Consider the following 16243-nt stretch of genomic DNA (forward strand, 5'->3'; position numbering starts at 1 on the left):
TTAATTTAAAACATTAGGAATAGCGAGACGAAACGGCTCAATTTCAACAATAAATTCAGCGCCCATTTCATCTAACATAATATAGTGGCCTTGCATGACACCGACTGGCGTTTCCAACGCCGTACCACTGTTATAGCGGTACTCATCATTGGGCAAGATAATCGGTTGTTCCCCGACCACGCCATCACCTTCCACAGACATCTGTTTGCCATTCGCATCGGTAATTAACCAACGGCGGCTCATCAGCTGTACCTGCTGGTTGCTGAGGTTACGGATGGTGATCACATAGGCAAAGATATAGCGGTGTAAATCGGGATTGGACTGCTCGGGGAGATACTGGGTATGGACTTGGATTTTGATACAAGGTTCAGATATATCCATGTTAACTCCTTGTTTTTATAGATGAGCGATAGACATTGGCCGTTTATCGCTCAATCATTATTAGGCGTGATGAGCGTCTAACCAGTTTGCCATAGCAACAAACTGCTCAAGTGTTAGGTTTTCCGGGCGCATGCCAGGGTTGACCCCAAGTTCTTCTAGTGTTTCCACCTCAATCAAACCTTTGTAGCAGTTGCGTACGGTTTTACGACGTTGGTTAAAACCATCTCGGCAGACACGCTCTAACCATTTCATGTTTGTCGTTGGATGCGGCAGTACTTCATAAGGCACCAAACGCACCACGGCTGAATCAACTTTCGGTGGCGGCACAAAAGCAGTTGGCGGAACTTCTAACACAGGAACCACTTTGCAGAAATACTGCGTCATAACCGTTAAGCGCCCGTAAGCTTTACTGCCGGGACCAGCAGCTAAACGGTTGACCACTTCTTTTTGCAGCATGAAGTGCATATCTTGAATGTCTTTATGGAATTCAAATAAGTGGAACATTAATGGCGTTGAAATGTTGTATGGCAAGTTGCCGAAAATGCGCAGTTTATTATTCGGCTTCACCAACTGCGTAAAGTCAAAGCGCATCGCATCGCCTTCGTGAATCGTCAATTTACTCGATAATTCTGGGTGGTTGCGCAGGCGCTCAGCTAAGTCACGGTCTAGCTCAATAACAGTGAATTTATCCACTTCGCGGCCGACTGGCTCAGTTATCGCTCCAAGACCGGGGCCGATCTCAACCAAATTTTGTCCCGGACGAGGGTTAATCGCAGAGACGATGCCATCAATAATGTATGGATCGTTTAGGAAGTTTTGACCAAAACGTTTACGCGCTTTGTGCCCTAAGTGGACATCATTTCTCATAGTTTTCTCGAAATTAATTAGGTTTCTTTTCTACCAAGTCAATCGCGTAGGCGAGTGCTGTTCTAAAGCTCCCTGTATCCGCAAGCCCTTTCCCTGCCAATTCGAGTGCGGTGCCATGATCGACCGATGTTCTTATAAAGGGTAGACCAAGAGTAATATTTACTGAACGACCAAAGCCTTTGTACTTTAATACGGGCAGGACTTGGTCGTGATACATGCCTAAAACAGCATCGGCATCTTGCAAGTATTTGTCATTGAAGATGGTGTCGGCTGGTAGTGGGCCAATCAAATTAATGCCATCTTGCTGACGAATTTTTTCTAGTGTTGGAGTGATGGTTTCTATCTCTTCACGGCCCAGACAGCCATCTTCTCCCGCGTGTGGGTTTAAACCACACACATAAATTTTGGGTTGAGCAATGGCAAATTTTTCCACCAAATCTTTATGCAAAATAGTGATGATTTTTTCTAACCGCTCGACCGTTACTGCCTTTGATACATAAGCCAGTGGAATATGTGTTGTCACTAGCGCGACTCTCAACCCTTCTGTTGCGAGCATCATAACCACCAGTGGAGTATTCGATTTTTCAGCAAAGAATTCAGTGTGGCCGCTAAATGCAACGCCAGCTCGGTTGATCACCCCCTTGTGCACAGGGCCGGTGACAATAGCATCAAATTCATCATTCATACAGCCTAAAGCGGCTCTTTCTAATGTATTTAATACATAATGTCCATTGGCTTCATTCAGTTTCCCCGTTATCACCGGTGCGCCGAGGGGAATATGATCCACTACTAACCGTCCCGCTTGCTGTGGTTTTGGTGCAGAGGTGACTGAGTAGTCTTCCAATATAACGTCAATATTGAGCTCTTTAGCGCGCTCTGCAAGCAAGCTTTTGTCCGCGCATACCACCAGTTGATGTGCCCAATCTTCTTTTGATAAGGCCAGCACCAAATCTGGGCCAATACCCGCGGGCTCGCCAGCGGTAACCACGATGCGTTTAATTGTCATCTTGGTTGTCCTGTATAATTTCTACAAAGGCACTGGCACGCATTTCTTGTAGCCATGCGCTGGCTTCTTCATTGAATTTTCGATTAAAAAGAATGCGATAAGCTTTGTTTTTCAGTGCAGAGTCGGTGCGGTCGACTTCACGGCGATCAAGCACTTCGACAATATGCCAACCATGAACGGTTTTAAAGGGTTCGCTGATTTGCCCAACCGATAATGTTTCGATTTGATGCTGAAACTCCGGCACGTACAGATCAGGTGTTTGATAACCCAATTCGCCATTTTGCGCCGCAGAGCCGGGATCTTGGCTGTATTGCTGCGCCAATTCACCAAAGGTCGCTTCACCTGCCTTAATGCGACGAATGAAGTCATGTAGCTCTTTTTGTACGCCGTCATCGCTTAAAATGACCGTGGGTTTGATTAAAATATGGCGTGCATTAACTTCCGTGACCGCGACGGTTTCTAATCCTTTGACGTCATCAATTTTAAGAATGTGGAAACCGACGCCACTGCGAAATGGCCCAATAATAGAGCCTTTGTTTTGCATTTTGATTTGGTCGGCAAAAATTGTCGGCATTTCTTCTTTGCGCATCCAGCCCCAATCACCACCTTGCAGCGCTTTCGGACCTTTTGAATAGGTGTAAGCCATGGTGCTGAAATCTGCTCCTTGGTTGAGTTTTTCGACTAAGGTTTTGGCTTGCTGTTCTACTGCGGCCTTATCTTGAGTGTCGTCAACACGCAGTTGGATGTGGCTGATTTTATATTGCACCGTTGCATTGGTTTCTTGCGCAAGAATATTAGCTAAGTTGTCCACCTCGTCCGGTAATATATTGATCCGGCGACGAACTAAAGCATTGCGCGCTTCACTTGCTGCAATTTCTTTACGTACTTGTTCGCGAAATTCGGCATAAGTCAGCCCTTCAGCAGTAACAGAAGCGTTAAGCTGTTCTAGGGTTTGATTATTGTTTTTCGCGATGTCGGCGATAGCGTCACTGAGTCGGTTATCGTCAATGCGAACGCCAATGCGTTGTGCTTCTTGTTGCTGAATGGTATCAATAATCAATTTTTCAACCACTTGCTCACGCAGCACTGTGTCTTCGGGTAGCGTTTGACCATTTTTCTTTGCATTAATGGTCAAGGTTTTTAATGCACCATCAATGTCACTCTGTAAAATAACGCCACTATTGACGATGACGGCGACGCGATCGAGCTCAACAGGAGTAGCGGATGCGGTGTTTAGGCTTAATGTTGCCATCAATCCAATCAGTGTGTGTTTCCACAATTTCATTTGTAGTCCTATCAAAATGAGCAAGGGCCTTTACGCTTAAGCAAAGGCCGAATAAATTAGTTGTTTAGGAAAAATGGACGACCATAACTTAATGAATTTCCAGCGCTGTCTACGCCCGTCATCCCGGAACCTGCACCAATCGTGGTGCCAAAACCGACAATACCAAAGTTCAAACTAAAGTTATTTTCGTAGAGTGGCGTAGCATTAGGGTCAGTAACAAAATCACCATCCCATTTCCGCAGTTGATTACTATAAGTAAAACCAATATACCAACAATCTGAGGTGTAGCTTAGGTTAGCCAGCCACTCCAGGCTCTTTTCCGTGGTTAAATCGTAGAAGTACTGCCCGCTAGCATTCCACTTTTTGGAGATCTGATACCCAGCCAGTAAACCGGCTTGTGAAATGCCATCTTTGGTAATGGCATTAATATTGGTAATTGTATCGCCAACGGTATTATCAATATACTCTTTGGTGACGTAACGATAGTTAGTTTGAATGTATCCAGAACCCACTCTGTACTCTAGAGTACTATTGGCGAGCTGCATCGTACTGCTGTCTATGTCGTACTGAACCCCGCCATGGTAGAAGAGTAAATCATCATAGTTGAAGTCCATTTCGACGGCCCAAGCCGAATAGTTGGAAGTGTTGGCTGAATTATCTCCCTCATTAGGGGAGGAATTCTTGAGATCTTTTTTGAGGTAAAAAATCTGGCCAAAAGAGATATTTAAACGTTCTTTATACTGATCGTCGAAAAACCGTGAAGAGGCACCGTAGCTGATCTGATTTGCCGGGGCAATATAATCGACACCACTGTATTTACGGCTGCGGAATAAACCATAATAATCGGTTTGCAGTAGCGTTGTATCGTACAACCCGATATTGCGCTGATCTTCTCTCGGTACGTACAGGTATTGAATCTGCGGCTCAAGTGTCTGCGTATAGTCATCAAACAGAACCGTATTTCTTTCCAGTACTAATCCTGCATGAGTTCTAAATTCCGGAATGATGCGTGAAACGCTCTCTTTTAGGTCTTTATAGTTATCTAAATTGAGGTCAACACCGCTGAGATCTTGTTGGTAATAAGTACCAAGCACTCGCGCTTCGGTTGTCCAAGTACCCCAGGTGTTACTGAGAGGAATAGTAAAGCCCGGTTCAATGTGCGCTCGGGTGGCTGCAGGTTTTCCTCTTGCATCGGTTTCAAAACGCGATAGATGGCTCACCATATCAAAGTTCAAATACGGTAATAATTCGGGCGCATAGTAATTAAACGCAATCTGTGGCATCAAGCGATAGGGTTGGTTGGTGCTAGTTTTATCTTCTGTAAGCAGCTGAAAGTCGCGAACCAGTATCGATGAATCCCAATTGTGGGTCCGGTAGGTGGCTTTACCTTCTTGGATAAGCTGACCATCTTCTCGATTACCGATACCTGAGTCTAAATCACTAAAGTAGCTAATGTCACTGACTTGAGAGTAGTCAATTTCAAACTTCCAAGCTTGGTTGAAAATACCACTGTGTTGGTATTGGAAGCCCCAGCGGCTACCCTTTTCCGGATGTTTTTGATCATCAGGTAAATATTCAGATTTAATATTACCTGTACCAAACTCATTCAGATAACGGAATTCACTGTTTAGTTGCGTACCGCGTTCTTGCATATATTTAAAGGTCGTTTCTAGGTCATAGTTTGGCGCTAAGTTCCAATAAATAGGGACTTGGGCTTCAAAACCATCGCTAGAACCGTAAGAAACGGTAGGGTATAAAAATCCCGTTTTACGTGTGTCGCCAATCGGCACCGTAAGAAATGGCAGATAAAAAATCGGAATATTTTGAATCTCGAAGCGCGGATTATAAAAAGTGGCTTGCTCTTCATTTTGGTCAATATCAATGCTGGATGCTTTCAATCGCCATGCACTATTACCTTCAGGGCAAGAGGTAATCGAACCATCTTCTATCTCATAAACGGCCTTACCCGTTTTGGAAATATACACAGCTTCACCACGGCCGGGTTCACACAAAAATTGATATTTTGTGTTCTCTAATGTCATTAAATCCGTATTAAGATTGTTGGTGGCTTTGTCAGAAATGGTCCTTACTTCACCGTCACTGAAGTTGACATTACCTTGCGCAACCACAATATTATCTTTCTGATGCAGGGTAACGGTATCCGCTAGAATGCGTTTTTTACCTTGAACAACGACCACATTGCCTGAGTAGTTTGCGCGTTCACCGTTCACGGCTTCTAGCGTATCAGCCTCGACATTAATCGGTTGCTGACTTGAGTTTTCTGCTTCAGGTTCGTTGATCAAACATTGATCTATAGCGGGCATTTCCTGCACACTATTGTCTAACATAGCTTCTGCTTGAGTCTGTGGCACAAAAAGAGCTGCGCTAATTGAAGCGGCTAACAAGGTGCGGGAAAAACATGACATCGAGTTGTACTATCCTGTTTGAACTTGATTGATTCGGAAGATGGATGGCCGAATGTAAAATAAAACGTTTCTTATCATAAAGGAAATTGAAGCTCCCGGCACTATCAGACCGCTTTACTCCTGAAAAATTCATAGATTGAGAGCACATAATGCATATTTTTGGCAAAATTCTTGGCGCTTTTTTTGGCTTCTTATTTGGAGGACCGTTTGGCGCATTTTTTGGTTTGTTTCTCGGGCATCAATTTGATAAAGCTCGTCGTTTGAATCAAGCGGGGTTTAAAACTGGCTCATTTGGTTCTGGGCCAAGCCAAACTGAGCGACAAGACGAATTTTTTAAAGCCGCTTTCGCGGTCATGGGCCATGTTGCTAAAGCGAAAGGGCAAGTTACCAAAGAAGAGATCCAGCTAGCTACCATCATGATGGAGCGTATGAACTTACATGGTGAGCAACGTAAAGCGGCTCAAGATGCGTTTCGTGAGGGTAAAGAGAGTGGCTTTCCTTTAGAGGAAGTGTTGGAGCGTGTGCGCCTTTCGACGGGTGGACGCTTTGACTTGTTGCAATTTTTCCTCGAATTGCAAATATCAGCCGCGTTTGCCGATGGGGATGTTCACCCTAGCGAGCGCAATGTACTGCACAAAATCGCTCGTAGTTTAGGTTTCTCATCCGATCAACTGGAAAGACGCTTGCGTATGCAAGAAGCGGCCTTTCGTTTTCAACAAGGCGGAAATTTTGGTGGCCAACAGCAAGGCTACCAGCAATCTGGGCAGTGGCAACAAGCCGCGCAAGCTGAACGCCTCACTGATGCTTACGATGTGTTAGGCGTGAGTGAAGATGCGGATGCTAAAGAAATTAAACGTGCCTATCGCAAATTGATGAATGAGCATCACCCAGATAAATTGATGGCCAAAGGCTTACCACCAGAGATGATGAACGTTGCGAAAGAAAAATCGCAAGAGATCCAAAATGCGTACGATTTGATTAAGAAAGAGAAGGGTTTTAAGTAACCGGCTATCGTGAATTACCGCGAACGTTCCAATCGATTGAGCTGGTGAAAACTGGCTCTTTTTATTATGAGCATACGCAAGACACAAAAAAAGCCAAGTTTGAAAACTTGGCTTTAGAAAGTGGCTCCCCCTGCAAGACTTGAACTTGCGACATACGGATTAACAGTCCGCCGTTCTACCGACTGAACTAAGGGGGAACAGAATGTTTGCTTATCTTATGCAGATAAATGGTGCCGACTACCGGAATCGAACTGGTGACCTACTGATTACAAGTCAGTTGCTCTACCTACTGAGCTAAGTCGGCGCCGAATCAATAAGCAGTGCTCATTGATGAAAAGTGGCTCCCCCTGCAAGACTTGAACTTGCGACATACGGATTAACAGTCCGCCGTTCTACCGACTGAACTAAGGGGGAACAGGTTTTAAAGAATGGTGCCGACTACCGGAGTCGAACTGGTGACCTACTGATTACAAGTCAGTTGCTCTACCTACTGAGCTAAGTCGGCACATTTTTATCTTTAAATTTATTGTCTGTGCTAGGCACCAACAATTTAGAAATTGTGGTGCCCGGAGGCGGAATCGAACCACCGACACGAGGATTTTCAATCCTCTGCTCTACCGACTGAGCTATCCGGGCGACGGGGTGTATTAAAAGGTTTTTCGCATTTAACGTCAACAGTAAAATGCAAAAAAAATGTCGTTTGTTGTTTTTCTATACTTAGTGACTCGTTTTTGCCCATTTTCGTTAAAAATTAGTGTCAGATTAGATAGGGAAAGAGGTGTTGAAAAGAAAATAGGAGCTTTGAATGGAGCAAATAGCGAATAAAAGCGCGTTGAAAAACACACGTTTATCCGCTTGGTTACACTAAAGGAGCAAACTCACCAGACTGGTTTTAGTTTTCGACGGAAAATGGACTGACCCATAATTCAATCGTTGTAGAGGTAGAGGGGATTGGATAAATATGACAGACAATAAAAAAGCCAAGTCGTTAGACTTGGCTTTAAAAGTGGCTCCCCCTGCAAGACTTGAACTTGCGACATACGGATTAACAGTCCGCCGTTCTACCGACTGAACTAAGGGGGAATTATCTGTGTAAGTCTAAGACTTCGCACCAAATAATGGTGCCTCGAGGCGGAATCGAACCACCGACACGAGGATTTTCAATCCTCTGCTCTACCGACTGAGCTATCGAGGCAATAAATGGTGCCGACTACCGGAATCGAACTGGTGACCTACTGATTACAAGTCAGTTGCTCTACCTACTGAGCTAAGTCGGCGCACTTTATTTATTGCTTGCTGCTACTTTAACAAAAGCACCAACAATTTAATTTGTGGTGCCCGGAGGCGGAATCGAACCACCGACACGAGGATTTTCAATCCTCTGCTCTACCGACTGAGCTATCCGGGCAACGGAGCGCTATTAAACGGATTTTCCCTTCAATCGTCAACTGCTTTTTGGAAATATTTTGAAAAAACGGTTTGTTTGCTGCGAATTTAGACAAAGCTGCGCTTTTTTATCCACCTGCGTTAAATTCCTTTTTGAATTTTGTTACTTTTTCTAAGTACCTTCTCGATTCAGCATTAGGGTGTTTTTGGGTCAGCGCCCAATAGACTTGATTGGGTTGCAGTGAATTTAAGTCCCTCATCGCTCGTTTCCTATCTTTGCTAAAGGTATTCAGTACTCCTCCTGTGCCGCCGTTGTAGGCCGAAATCATACTGTATTCGAGTGACGTTGGATGGCTGACCTCTTTGAGGTAGCGGTTTTTCAGAATATAAAAATAGGCCGTTCCCGTATCAATATTTTTTTCGGGATCAAACAGATATTCAGGACTGGGCTCACCAGATTTATTTTTGACCAGTTTAAAGACATCTCGACCTGCGGTTTTAGGAACCACTTGCATCAGGCCATACGCATTGGCCCAACTGACGGCGTAGGGGTTAAAGCTACTTTCAGTTTTTATGATCGCGTAGATCAGATCTTCGGGAATGTTATATTTTTTCGAGGCTCGGTGCACGATGTCGGCGTATTTATAACCTCGTTTAGAGGCATGATCCGCTACCATAGGAATTTCCACATAGTAGGCTTTTTTGAAATCAACGTTCTTAACTTTTAATTTATTTTCAATAAGATAATCAGCAAATCGATTCGCGCGCCAACCCCACTGGATCGGTTGTTTATCTTGATCAAGCACTTGGTTGTACAAAAATGGCTGACCATTCAATTCGATATTTTGTGAAGAGAAAAGGTCAACGTGTGCGGGATCATCAGGCGTGAGTAAGGTGGTAATAATGGCATTGCGCAGATGTTTTTTGGGGTCAGTTGGGGAAACTGTTTCGATAATAATGGTTCCCGTGGAGAAATTGACTTCGGAACGACTCAGGTAATTATCGATGTATTTTACATAGTTGCTTTTACCGGCCACTTTGATCTCTTTACTGCCCCAACGTTTCTCAATGTTGCCAGAAAAACTGCTGATCAGTGCATCTAAGGCGGCGGTATCTTTGACAAATTGCCCGGGTAATTGCGCTAAGTTTTTGGCAAAACGGTTGGTCGGCTCATAGTCGACGCTGTATATGCGTTCAACTAATTCTCGGCTACAACCGGCCAGTAGCATTGCAATAAAAAAGTAAGTCAGCTTTCTCATTATCTTCCCAATACAAAAATGACATCAGAGCGTTTACCATGATGTCATTGATTATCCTCGAAATAAATAAGGTATCTCTTATTTGCTTGGTGGCGTGTAGCCTTCGATATGGACCTCTTTTCCTTCAAATAGGAAGTTGGTCATTTCGGTTTCCAGTAATTTACGATGTTCAGGGTCCATCATATTGAGTTTTTTCTCGTTGATCAGCATGGTTTGCTTATGCTGCCATTGTGCCCAAGCCTCTTTTGAGATGTTGTCAAAAATACGTTTACCCAATTCACCTGGGTACAGTTGAAAATCCAAACCGTCGGCTTCTTTATTTAGTCGAGCACAAAATACAGTGCGGCTCATGGTCACTTCCTCTTCGGTGTTTTAAGGGTTAATTTCAAATGGAAGGCTTTCTAGCAACTGTTTTACAGGAGCGGCTAAGCCGATTTGTTCCGGTTGGGCTAAGTTATACCAAAGACCTTTGCTTGCTTCCATGATGATGTTCGGTTGTTGAGATAACTCCACCAAGATCGGTGTGATCTCTAAATGATAATGGCTAAACGTGTGGCGAAAAGCGATGAGTGGGCGAATAGAGCGGATAGCGCTCTCTTTGATGGCTCTGTGATCAAGTTGATCTTCGATGGCGCTATTGGGGTTTTCAGGGAAGCAAAATAATCCACCCCAAATTCCACTTTGAGGGCGTTGTTCTAACCATACTTGATGGTTATGGTGCAGCATCACAAACCAGGTTTGTTTGGTTGGTTTGTCTGTTTTTGGTTTTTTACCCGGATAATCGAGTGGGTTATTTTGTTTATTGGCAATGCAAAAAGATTCAACTGGGCAGAGTGTACATTTCGGTTTGCTGCGTGTGCAGACCATCGCCCCCATATCCATCATGGCTTGGTTGTATTTATCAACATCTTGCGCTGGCGTATTTTGTTCGGCATGTTGCCACAATTGAGTTTCAACTTTTTTTTGCCCCGGCCAGCCTTCAACAGCAAAGCAGCGGGCTAAAGTACGCTTTACGTTACCATCTAAAATGGCGTGCGGCTGCTTATAAACCGAAGAAAGCACCGCCGCAGCGGTTGAGCGGCCAATACCCGGTAGAGCATTCATCTGTTCGATATCAAGGGGAAACTCACCGCCATATTCGCTGGCCACTATTTTGGCTGCTTTGTGTAGATTGCGCGCACGTGCGTAATAACCAAGGCCGGTCCATAGGTGCAGTACCTCGTCTTGTTCTGCATTGGCCAAATCAATCACGGTTGGAAAGCGTTGCATGAAGCGTTCGAAATAAGGGATCACCGTGGCGACTTGAGTTTGTTGGAGCATAATTTCCGACAGCCAAACGCTGTAGGCCGTTTTGTTTTGTTGCCACGGCAAATGTTTGCGCCCATAGGCGTCATACCATTTTAAAATGGCGTTAGCGAAAGGTGTCACGACAGGCTCTTTGGTTTATAGTTTTAGTGGAGCAAAATTGCACCACATAAATGTGACGTTGTAAAACGGACAAATTGTGTGGATTTATCCAACAAGTTTATTTCGATAACACTTGCACCGAGAATAATTCTTTGGATAATCCCCGCTTTGATTAATCAATGTGCAGGCAAGATCAATGAGTGAAGTAACCACCAACGAATATACCGAAGAAGGCAAAATACTGCGTCGAATCCGTAGTTTCGTTCGTCGTGAGGGTCGATTAACCAAAGGCCAAGAAGCGGCAATGAATGAATGTTGGCCAACAATGGGTATTGATTTCCAGCCACAATTGCTCGATTGGGCGGCGGTTTTTGGTAACGATAACCCGGTGGTTTTAGAAATCGGTTTTGGTATGGGCGCTTCATTAGTTGAAATGGCTAAAAATGCACCGCAAAAAAACTTCTTTGGTATTGAAGTGCATAGCCCAGGTGTTGGCGCCTGTTTGTCAGCCGCTCGTGATGCTGGCGTGACTAATTTACGCGTGATGTGCCATGATGCAGTGGAAGTATTTGAACACATGATCCCTGATGGTAGCCTGCATACACTGCAACTGTTCTTCCCTGATCCTTGGCACAAAAAACGTCACCATAAGCGCCGTATTGTGCAGTTAGAATTTGCGGAAATGGTGCGTCAAAAACTAAAAATGGAAGAGGGTATCTTTCATATGGCGACCGATTGGGAAAACTACGCTGAGCATATGATTGAAGTGATGAATCAAGCGCCGGGCTTTGCCAATATTGCCGCAGAAGGTGACTATATTCCTCGTCCAGAAGAGCGTCCTTTGACTAAATTTGAAGCGCGTGGTCACCGTTTAGGTCATGGTGTGTGGGATATAAAATATAAACGCACCGCGTAACGACTCACTTTTGTTGCTGCAACAAAATTAGCGATTAAAGAAAAGCCAACATTGTTGTAATGTTGGCTTTTTCGGCCTTAGCGCCCTACGAAAATCATTATAAAAATAGAGAAAAACATTTCTCACCCGAGGTAAGGTCACCCATGAAGCTAACACCCAATCTACTTGCTGATATTTTGTGTGAGGTTCGCCCACTGATCGGCAAAGGAAAAGTCGCCGATTACATTCCTGCTTTAGCCAAAGTACCGAATAACAAGCTGGCGATCGCGGTTTACACCAATCAAGGTGAAGTGATTTCGGCTGGAGATGCCACGGAAGGATTCTCAATTCAATCCATCTCTAAAGCTTTGAGCTTAACGCTCGCTATGATGCTTTATAAACCAGAAGAGCTATGGCTTCGTGTCGGAAAAGAACCTTCAGGCCAAGCGTTTAATTCGATGATCCAGCTTGAAATGGAGCAGGGCATTCCGCGTAACCCTTTTATCAATGCTGGAGCTATTGTGGTGGCGGATATGCTGCATAGCCGTTTATCAGCCCCTCGGCAGCGCTTACTGGAGTTTGTACGTCAGTTGTCGGGTGAAGAGGGCATCGTATACGACAAAGTGGTAGCGGCTTCAGAAATGATGCACAGCGATCGCAATGCCGCCATCGCCTATTTGATGCGATCGTTTGGTAATTTCGATAATGACGTTATCCCGGTCCTGCACAACTATTTTCACGCTTGTTCACTTAAAATGAGCTGTGTTCAATTAGCGAAAACCTTCAGTTATCTGGCGAATAAAGGGGTGTCCGTGCATACCAAGGAAGCGATAGTAACGCCGACACAAAGTAAGCAGATCAATGCCTTATTAGCGACTTGCGGTTTGTATGATGGCGCAGGAGAGTTCGCTTATCGTGTTGGCATGCCGGGTAAATCGGGCGTAGGTGGCGGTATTATTGCTGTTGTTCCTGGGGAGATGACGATTGCGGTTTGGTCGCCAGAGCTTGATGCGTCAGGTAATTCTTTAGCGGGCACTAGGATGTTAGAACTCTTGGCTGAGCGTATTGGTCGCTCTATCTTTTAAGTTCAATATTTTCTGACAGCCCGTGTTTTTGGCAAAAGATTGGCTACCGATTAGGTTAGCCAATCTCTGTTGGGTTTATCTTTTTAGTCGTCAGCCATAAAGGCTTCGAGCAAGTCATTAAGAAACAGTTTTCCTTTTTCTGTGATTTGCCAGTGACTTTCGGTTTGCGTTAAATAGTGTTCGGCTAGTGCCCAATCTATCGTTGGTTGAATCACGCTTAAACTTAATCCAGTTGTTTCAACAAAGTCTTGTTTCGGACAAGGTTCCATCAAGCGAAAGCGGTTCATGAAGAATTCAAAAGGGCGATCCGCAGCGGCGACTTCAAATTCGTCATCCAAGTAAGGTTTGAGTAAATTGAGATAGCCACGCGGATGCTTCACCTTAGTGGTGCGTACAATACGCCCATTGCTAAAGCTGAGCTTGCCATGCGCGCCACAACCAATCCCTAGATAATCACCAAAGCGCCAGTAATTTAAGTTGTGTTGGCATTGATAGCCGGGCTTGCTATAGCCAGAAATTTCATACTGCACGTACCCAGCGGCGGCCAATTTTTGGTGACCCAGCTCAAAAATATCCCACAGCGCGTCATCATCTGGCAAAGTAGGCGGTTTAAAGTAGAAAACCGTATTAGGTTCAATGGTCAGTTGATACCAAGAAAGATGAGGTGGGTTTAGTGCAATCGCTTTGTCTAAATCGGCCAGCGCTTGTTCACAATTTTGATCGGGTAAGCCATGCATCAAATCTAAGTTGAAGCTGTTTAAGCCAATTTGATGAGCTAATTGAGCGGCATTAACCGCCTCTTGCTGACCATGAATTCGCCCTAAACGTGCCAGTTTTTGTGGCTCAAAACTTTGTACACCAATCGAGATGCGCGTCACCCCTGCTTGTCGATATCCAACAAAACGGTCAGCTTCTACCGTGCCTGGGTTGGCCTCCATGGTGATTTCAATCCCAGGCTTAAACGCAATACGCGCTTCAATGCCTTGTAGCAGGCGAGCAATACCTTCAGCAGAAAAAAGACTCGGTGTACCACCGCCAATAAAAATGGAATGCAATGGGCGAGGATGGTCTGTAAGGCGGTATTTGGCGATATCGGTATCGAGATCCTCCAATAGCGCATCAATGTATTCACGTTCAGGAATATCGTGCTTTAGCGCGTGAGAGTTAAAATCACAATAGGGGCATTTTTGTACACACCATGGGATGTGCACGTACAAACTCAGCGCGGGTGGTTGCAACATTATGAATTTTGCTCGCTTAAGGTTTTAAATAGCATTTTTAGCGCTTTGCCACGATGTGAAAGCTGCTTTTTACGTGCAGGTAGCAGTTCTGCTGAAGCGCAGTTATCTTCAGGGACAAAGAAGATCGGGTCATAACCAAAACCGTTACTGCCGTGAGCTTGGTGCAAGATGCGACCTTGCCACGTACCATGGCAGACCAATGGTGTTGGGTCATTTTCGTGACGCATGAAAACCAGCACGCAATGAAAACGAGCGGTGCGTTGTTCGTCTGGTACACCTTCCATTGCCGCTAATAATTTTTCTAGGTTTTGTTGGTCACTGGCATTTTCACCAGCGTAGCGCGCCGAGTAAATCCCCGGAGCGCCTTGCAGATAATCCACTTCTAATCCTGAATCATCGGCAATCGCAGGTAAGCCAGTGATTTTGGCAGCATGTCGTGCTTTGATGATCGCATTTTCAATAAAGGTGGTGCCAGTCTCTTCGGCTTCTGGGACGTTTAATTCTGTTTGCGCCACTACATCAAAACCGAAATCAACCAGCAGATCAGCCATTTCGCGCACTTTGCCTTGGTTTCCTGTGGCTAATACTATTTTTTTCATTGCACTATTTCTCTATTCTTCGACGTAGAATTTTTGGGTGAATTTAAGCTTACCGGTGCCTTTTAAGCCCGCATCAACCTCAATGTCAAAACTCAAATTCTCTTCATTGGTAATGGGGAATTCAGCGAGGTAATAAATCGCGTTGCCCTCTTTGAATTGTTTAAATTCAAGTTCACGTACCTGACCGATTAGGTTTTTCGCATTGCCTTTGAGTGTCGCTTCCATAGCTGGTTTACCTAAGGCCGAGTTATCTAATACGCTGATGTTTAAAATAGCCGAGTAACCATTACGTTTTAACTGATAACTGCGCGCCACTTGTGGCGTTAAAAATGTTGAGTTGAAAGCTGAGTAGTGAACTTCAACATTCTTGATGGTTTGAAACTGCTCGGCGAGTGTGGGTAGCGAAATAAAGGCTATAACAAACGCTATCATCCATTTACGCATGTGGTGCTCCTTACAAAACAGCGTGGGCTAAATAAAAAGCCATCACAAGATGGCTTCAATCGGCTGTGGTATCACTTGAGGTGAATGAATTCGGACTTGTTTATGACGTCCCAATTCCCCTTTTTCTATCTCGATTAAACCTTTGGCGACTTTAAATTGTTTGGCCAAGAATTTGGTTAAATGCGCGTTGGCTTTGCCATCAACAGGCGGTGCGGTGATGGCAATTTTGAGTTCCTCACCATGCAAGCCGACGATACTATCGCGGCTTGCTTTGGGTTGGATGTAGAGCTTGAGGATTAGATCCTCTCCCTCTTGCCAAACAGCAGATGACATTACAACTGATACCATACTGGGCCAATAAAATCGCCCATTAGGAAGTTAGCAAACTGCAGCACAATAAACAGCACCAATACACTTAAATCAAAACCACCCATCGCTGGTAGGATACGGCGGATCGGCGCAAGCATCGGCTCGGTTAATTGATGAAATACGTATTCAATCGGGCTGCGGCCTTGGCTAACCCAACTAAGAATAGCGCGGATCAACAGCACCCAGAACAGTAAACCGCCAGCGGCTTTGACTAACGAGAGTAAGCCTAAGAATAAAAAGTAGACGCTAAAACTAACTGCACCACCTGATGCCACCAGCATTAAGACAATAAATTTCAATACGCACAGCACGTACGCAAAGAGAACCGTGGCCAAATCTAGGCTACCAATGGATGGAATCGCTCGGCGCAGTGGGCCAACCACAGGTTGTGTTGCTTTGACGATAAACTGGGAGAATGGGTTATAGAAATCGGCACGCGCTGCTTGTAACCAGATACGTAAAATTACGACCATGATGTACAGATCAAACAGGGTGGAGATCAAAAAACTCATTGAATTCATAGCTAGCCCTTAATATGAGTAGAGTGTCGTTTGCGCTTTTGCGCTATAGCTTAGTGAAACGCCACTAG

At 44.7% G+C, this 16243-nt stretch carries 16 protein-coding genes and 9 tRNA genes; 3 read left to right on the plus strand and 22 right to left on the minus strand.

Going from position 1 to position 16243, the window contains the following annotated elements; genetic code table 11:
- From apaG to lptD, 5 genes are read right to left on the minus strand one after another with little or no spacing between them, the layout of a single operon-like run.
- The gene (apaG, locus tag AACQ75_RS16030; RefSeq protein ID WP_170889055.1) at positions 1-381 is read right to left on the minus strand and encodes a Co2+/Mg2+ efflux protein ApaG; all 381 of its coding nucleotides are present in this window, start codon (positions 379-381) and stop codon (positions 1-3) included.
- Between the two features lie 60 nt (positions 382-441).
- The gene (gene rsmA / locus AACQ75_RS16035; protein ID WP_013857835.1) at positions 442-1248 is read right to left on the minus strand and encodes a 16S rRNA (adenine(1518)-N(6)/adenine(1519)-N(6))-dimethyltransferase RsmA; all 807 of its coding nucleotides are present in this window, start codon (positions 1246-1248) and stop codon (positions 442-444) included.
- A 13-nt stretch (positions 1249-1261) separates the two neighbouring features.
- Positions 1262-2254, minus strand: coding sequence for a 4-hydroxythreonine-4-phosphate dehydrogenase PdxA (gene pdxA, locus AACQ75_RS16040; RefSeq protein WP_017050645.1), 993 nt, complete (start codon positions 2252-2254; stop codon positions 1262-1264).
- Positions 2244-3539, minus strand: coding sequence for a peptidylprolyl isomerase SurA (gene surA, locus AACQ75_RS16045; RefSeq protein ID WP_094123969.1), 1296 nt, complete (start codon positions 3537-3539; stop codon positions 2244-2246). The genes pdxA and surA overlap by 11 nt, the downstream gene beginning before the upstream one ends.
- Positions 3540-3595: 56 nt before the next feature.
- On the minus strand, positions 3596-5965 hold the full coding sequence (gene lptD / locus AACQ75_RS16050; RefSeq protein ID WP_170889056.1) for an LPS assembly protein LptD: 2370 nt from the start codon (positions 5963-5965) through the stop codon (positions 3596-3598).
- A gap of 149 nt (positions 5966-6114) precedes the next feature.
- Here lptD and djlA point away from each other — a divergent pair, with 149 nt between their 5' ends.
- Positions 6115-6969, plus strand: a complete 855-nt coding sequence (gene djlA / locus AACQ75_RS16055; RefSeq protein ID WP_170889057.1) for a co-chaperone DjlA — start codon at positions 6115-6117, stop codon at positions 6967-6969.
- A 121-nt stretch (positions 6970-7090) separates the two neighbouring features.
- Here the strand turns inward: djlA and AACQ75_RS16060 are convergent.
- From AACQ75_RS16060 to mutY, 12 genes are all read right to left on the minus strand, one after another.
- A tRNA-Asn gene (locus AACQ75_RS16060) sits at positions 7091-7166 on the minus strand.
- A 31-nt stretch (positions 7167-7197) separates the two neighbouring features.
- A tRNA-Thr gene (locus AACQ75_RS16065) sits at positions 7198-7273 on the minus strand.
- A 34-nt stretch (positions 7274-7307) separates the two neighbouring features.
- Positions 7308-7383: transfer RNA gene (locus tag AACQ75_RS16070), tRNA-Asn, on the minus strand.
- A 15-nt stretch (positions 7384-7398) separates the two neighbouring features.
- Positions 7399-7474 (minus strand) — tRNA-Thr (locus AACQ75_RS16075).
- Between the two features lie 55 nt (positions 7475-7529).
- Positions 7530-7605, minus strand: a tRNA-Phe gene (locus AACQ75_RS16080).
- A gap of 371 nt (positions 7606-7976) precedes the next feature.
- Positions 7977-8052, minus strand: a tRNA-Asn gene (locus AACQ75_RS16085).
- 36 nt (positions 8053-8088) lie between these two features.
- Positions 8089-8164 (minus strand) — tRNA-Phe (locus tag AACQ75_RS16090).
- Between the two features lie 6 nt (positions 8165-8170).
- A tRNA-Thr gene (locus AACQ75_RS16095) sits at positions 8171-8246 on the minus strand.
- A 55-nt stretch (positions 8247-8301) separates the two neighbouring features.
- Positions 8302-8377: transfer RNA gene (locus tag AACQ75_RS16100), tRNA-Phe, on the minus strand.
- Positions 8378-8483: 106 nt separating this feature from the next.
- Complete coding sequence (gene mltC / locus AACQ75_RS16105) at positions 8484-9614, minus strand: membrane-bound lytic murein transglycosylase MltC (RefSeq protein ID WP_013857830.1); 1131 nt, start codon at positions 9612-9614, stop codon at positions 8484-8486.
- A gap of 78 nt (positions 9615-9692) precedes the next feature.
- Positions 9693-9965, minus strand: coding sequence for an oxidative damage protection protein (locus AACQ75_RS16110; RefSeq protein ID WP_010320634.1), 273 nt, complete (start codon positions 9963-9965; stop codon positions 9693-9695).
- 21 nt (positions 9966-9986) lie between these two features.
- Positions 9987-11042, minus strand: a complete 1056-nt coding sequence (mutY, locus tag AACQ75_RS16115) for an A/G-specific adenine glycosylase (RefSeq protein ID WP_013857828.1) — start codon at positions 11040-11042, stop codon at positions 9987-9989.
- A 175-nt stretch (positions 11043-11217) separates the two neighbouring features.
- On the opposite strand from mutY, the gene trmB reads away from it, so the two are divergent.
- The gene (gene trmB / locus AACQ75_RS16120; RefSeq protein WP_026027213.1) at positions 11218-11937 is read left to right on the plus strand and encodes a tRNA (guanosine(46)-N7)-methyltransferase TrmB; all 720 of its coding nucleotides are present in this window, start codon (positions 11218-11220) and stop codon (positions 11935-11937) included.
- Between the two features lie 143 nt (positions 11938-12080).
- A complete protein-coding gene (gene glsB, locus AACQ75_RS16125) occupies positions 12081-13001 on the plus strand; it encodes a glutaminase B (RefSeq protein WP_170889058.1) in 921 nt (306 codons plus the stop codon).
- An 83-nt stretch (positions 13002-13084) separates the two neighbouring features.
- On the opposite strand, the gene hemW is transcribed toward glsB, so the two are convergent.
- The 5 genes from hemW to AACQ75_RS16150 are packed head-to-tail and all read right to left on the minus strand — an operon-like array spanning position 13085 to position 16175.
- Entirely contained in the window at positions 13085-14242 is a 1158-nt protein-coding gene (hemW, locus tag AACQ75_RS16130) for a radical SAM family heme chaperone HemW (RefSeq protein WP_170889059.1), read from the minus strand.
- A complete protein-coding gene (locus AACQ75_RS16135) occupies positions 14242-14841 on the minus strand; it encodes an XTP/dITP diphosphatase (protein ID WP_017042394.1) in 600 nt (199 codons plus the stop codon). The genes hemW and AACQ75_RS16135 overlap by 1 nt, the downstream gene beginning before the upstream one ends.
- 12 nt (positions 14842-14853) lie before the next feature.
- On the minus strand, positions 14854-15285 hold the full coding sequence (locus AACQ75_RS16140; protein WP_013857823.1) for a DUF4426 domain-containing protein: 432 nt from the start codon (positions 15283-15285) through the stop codon (positions 14854-14856).
- 42 nt (positions 15286-15327) lie between these two features.
- Positions 15328-15618 carry a DUF167 family protein YggU gene (gene yggU / locus AACQ75_RS16145; RefSeq protein ID WP_026028229.1) on the minus strand — a complete coding sequence of 97 codons (291 nt, stop codon included), beginning with the start codon at positions 15616-15618 and terminating at the stop codon, positions 15328-15330.
- The gene (locus tag AACQ75_RS16150) at positions 15618-16175 is read right to left on the minus strand and encodes a YggT family protein (protein ID WP_170889060.1); all 558 of its coding nucleotides are present in this window, start codon (positions 16173-16175) and stop codon (positions 15618-15620) included. Before AACQ75_RS16150 ends, yggU begins: the two co-directional genes overlap by 1 nt.
- Positions 16176-16243 lie beyond the last annotated feature (68 nt).

It is taken from the genome of Vibrio sp. B1-2, from assembly GCF_963888445.1.
Classification (GTDB): Bacteria; Pseudomonadota; Gammaproteobacteria; order Enterobacterales; family Vibrionaceae; genus Vibrio; species Vibrio anguillarum.

Coding starts and splice junctions, on each gene's coding strand:
- apaG (WP_170889055.1), bottom strand. CDS start 381: ATGGATATATCTGAACCTTGTATCAAAATCCAAGTCCATACCCAGTAT.
- rsmA (WP_013857835.1), bottom strand. CDS start 1,248: ATGAGAAATGATGTCCACTTAGGGCACAAAGCGCGTAAACGTTTTGGT.
- pdxA (WP_017050645.1), bottom strand. CDS start 2,254: ATGACAATTAAACGCATCGTGGTTACCGCTGGCGAGCCCGCGGGTATT.
- surA (WP_094123969.1), bottom strand. CDS start 3,539: ATGAAATTGTGGAAACACACACTGATTGGATTGATGGCAACATTAAGC.
- lptD (WP_170889056.1), bottom strand. CDS start 5,965: ATGTCATGTTTTTCCCGCACCTTGTTAGCCGCTTCAATTAGCGCAGCT.
- djlA (WP_170889057.1), top strand. CDS start 6,115: ATGCATATTTTTGGCAAAATTCTTGGCGCTTTTTTTGGCTTCTTATTT.
- mltC (WP_013857830.1), bottom strand. CDS start 9,614: ATGAGAAAGCTGACTTACTTTTTTATTGCAATGCTACTGGCCGGTTGT.
- AACQ75_RS16110 (WP_010320634.1), bottom strand. CDS start 9,965: ATGAGCCGCACTGTATTTTGTGCTCGACTAAATAAAGAAGCCGACGGT.
- trmB (WP_026027213.1), top strand. CDS start 11,218: ATGAGTGAAGTAACCACCAACGAATATACCGAAGAAGGCAAAATACTG.
- glsB (WP_170889058.1), top strand. CDS start 12,081: ATGAAGCTAACACCCAATCTACTTGCTGATATTTTGTGTGAGGTTCGC.
- hemW (WP_170889059.1), bottom strand. CDS start 14,242: ATGTTGCAACCACCCGCGCTGAGTTTGTACGTGCACATCCCATGGTGT.
- AACQ75_RS16135 (WP_017042394.1), bottom strand. CDS start 14,841: ATGAAAAAAATAGTATTAGCCACAGGAAACCAAGGCAAAGTGCGCGAA.
- AACQ75_RS16140 (WP_013857823.1), bottom strand. CDS start 15,285: ATGCGTAAATGGATGATAGCGTTTGTTATAGCCTTTATTTCGCTACCC.
- yggU (WP_026028229.1), bottom strand. CDS start 15,618: ATGTCATCTGCTGTTTGGCAAGAGGGAGAGGATCTAATCCTCAAGCTC.
- AACQ75_RS16150 (WP_170889060.1), bottom strand. CDS start 16,175: ATGAATTCAATGAGTTTTTTGATCTCCACCCTGTTTGATCTGTACATC.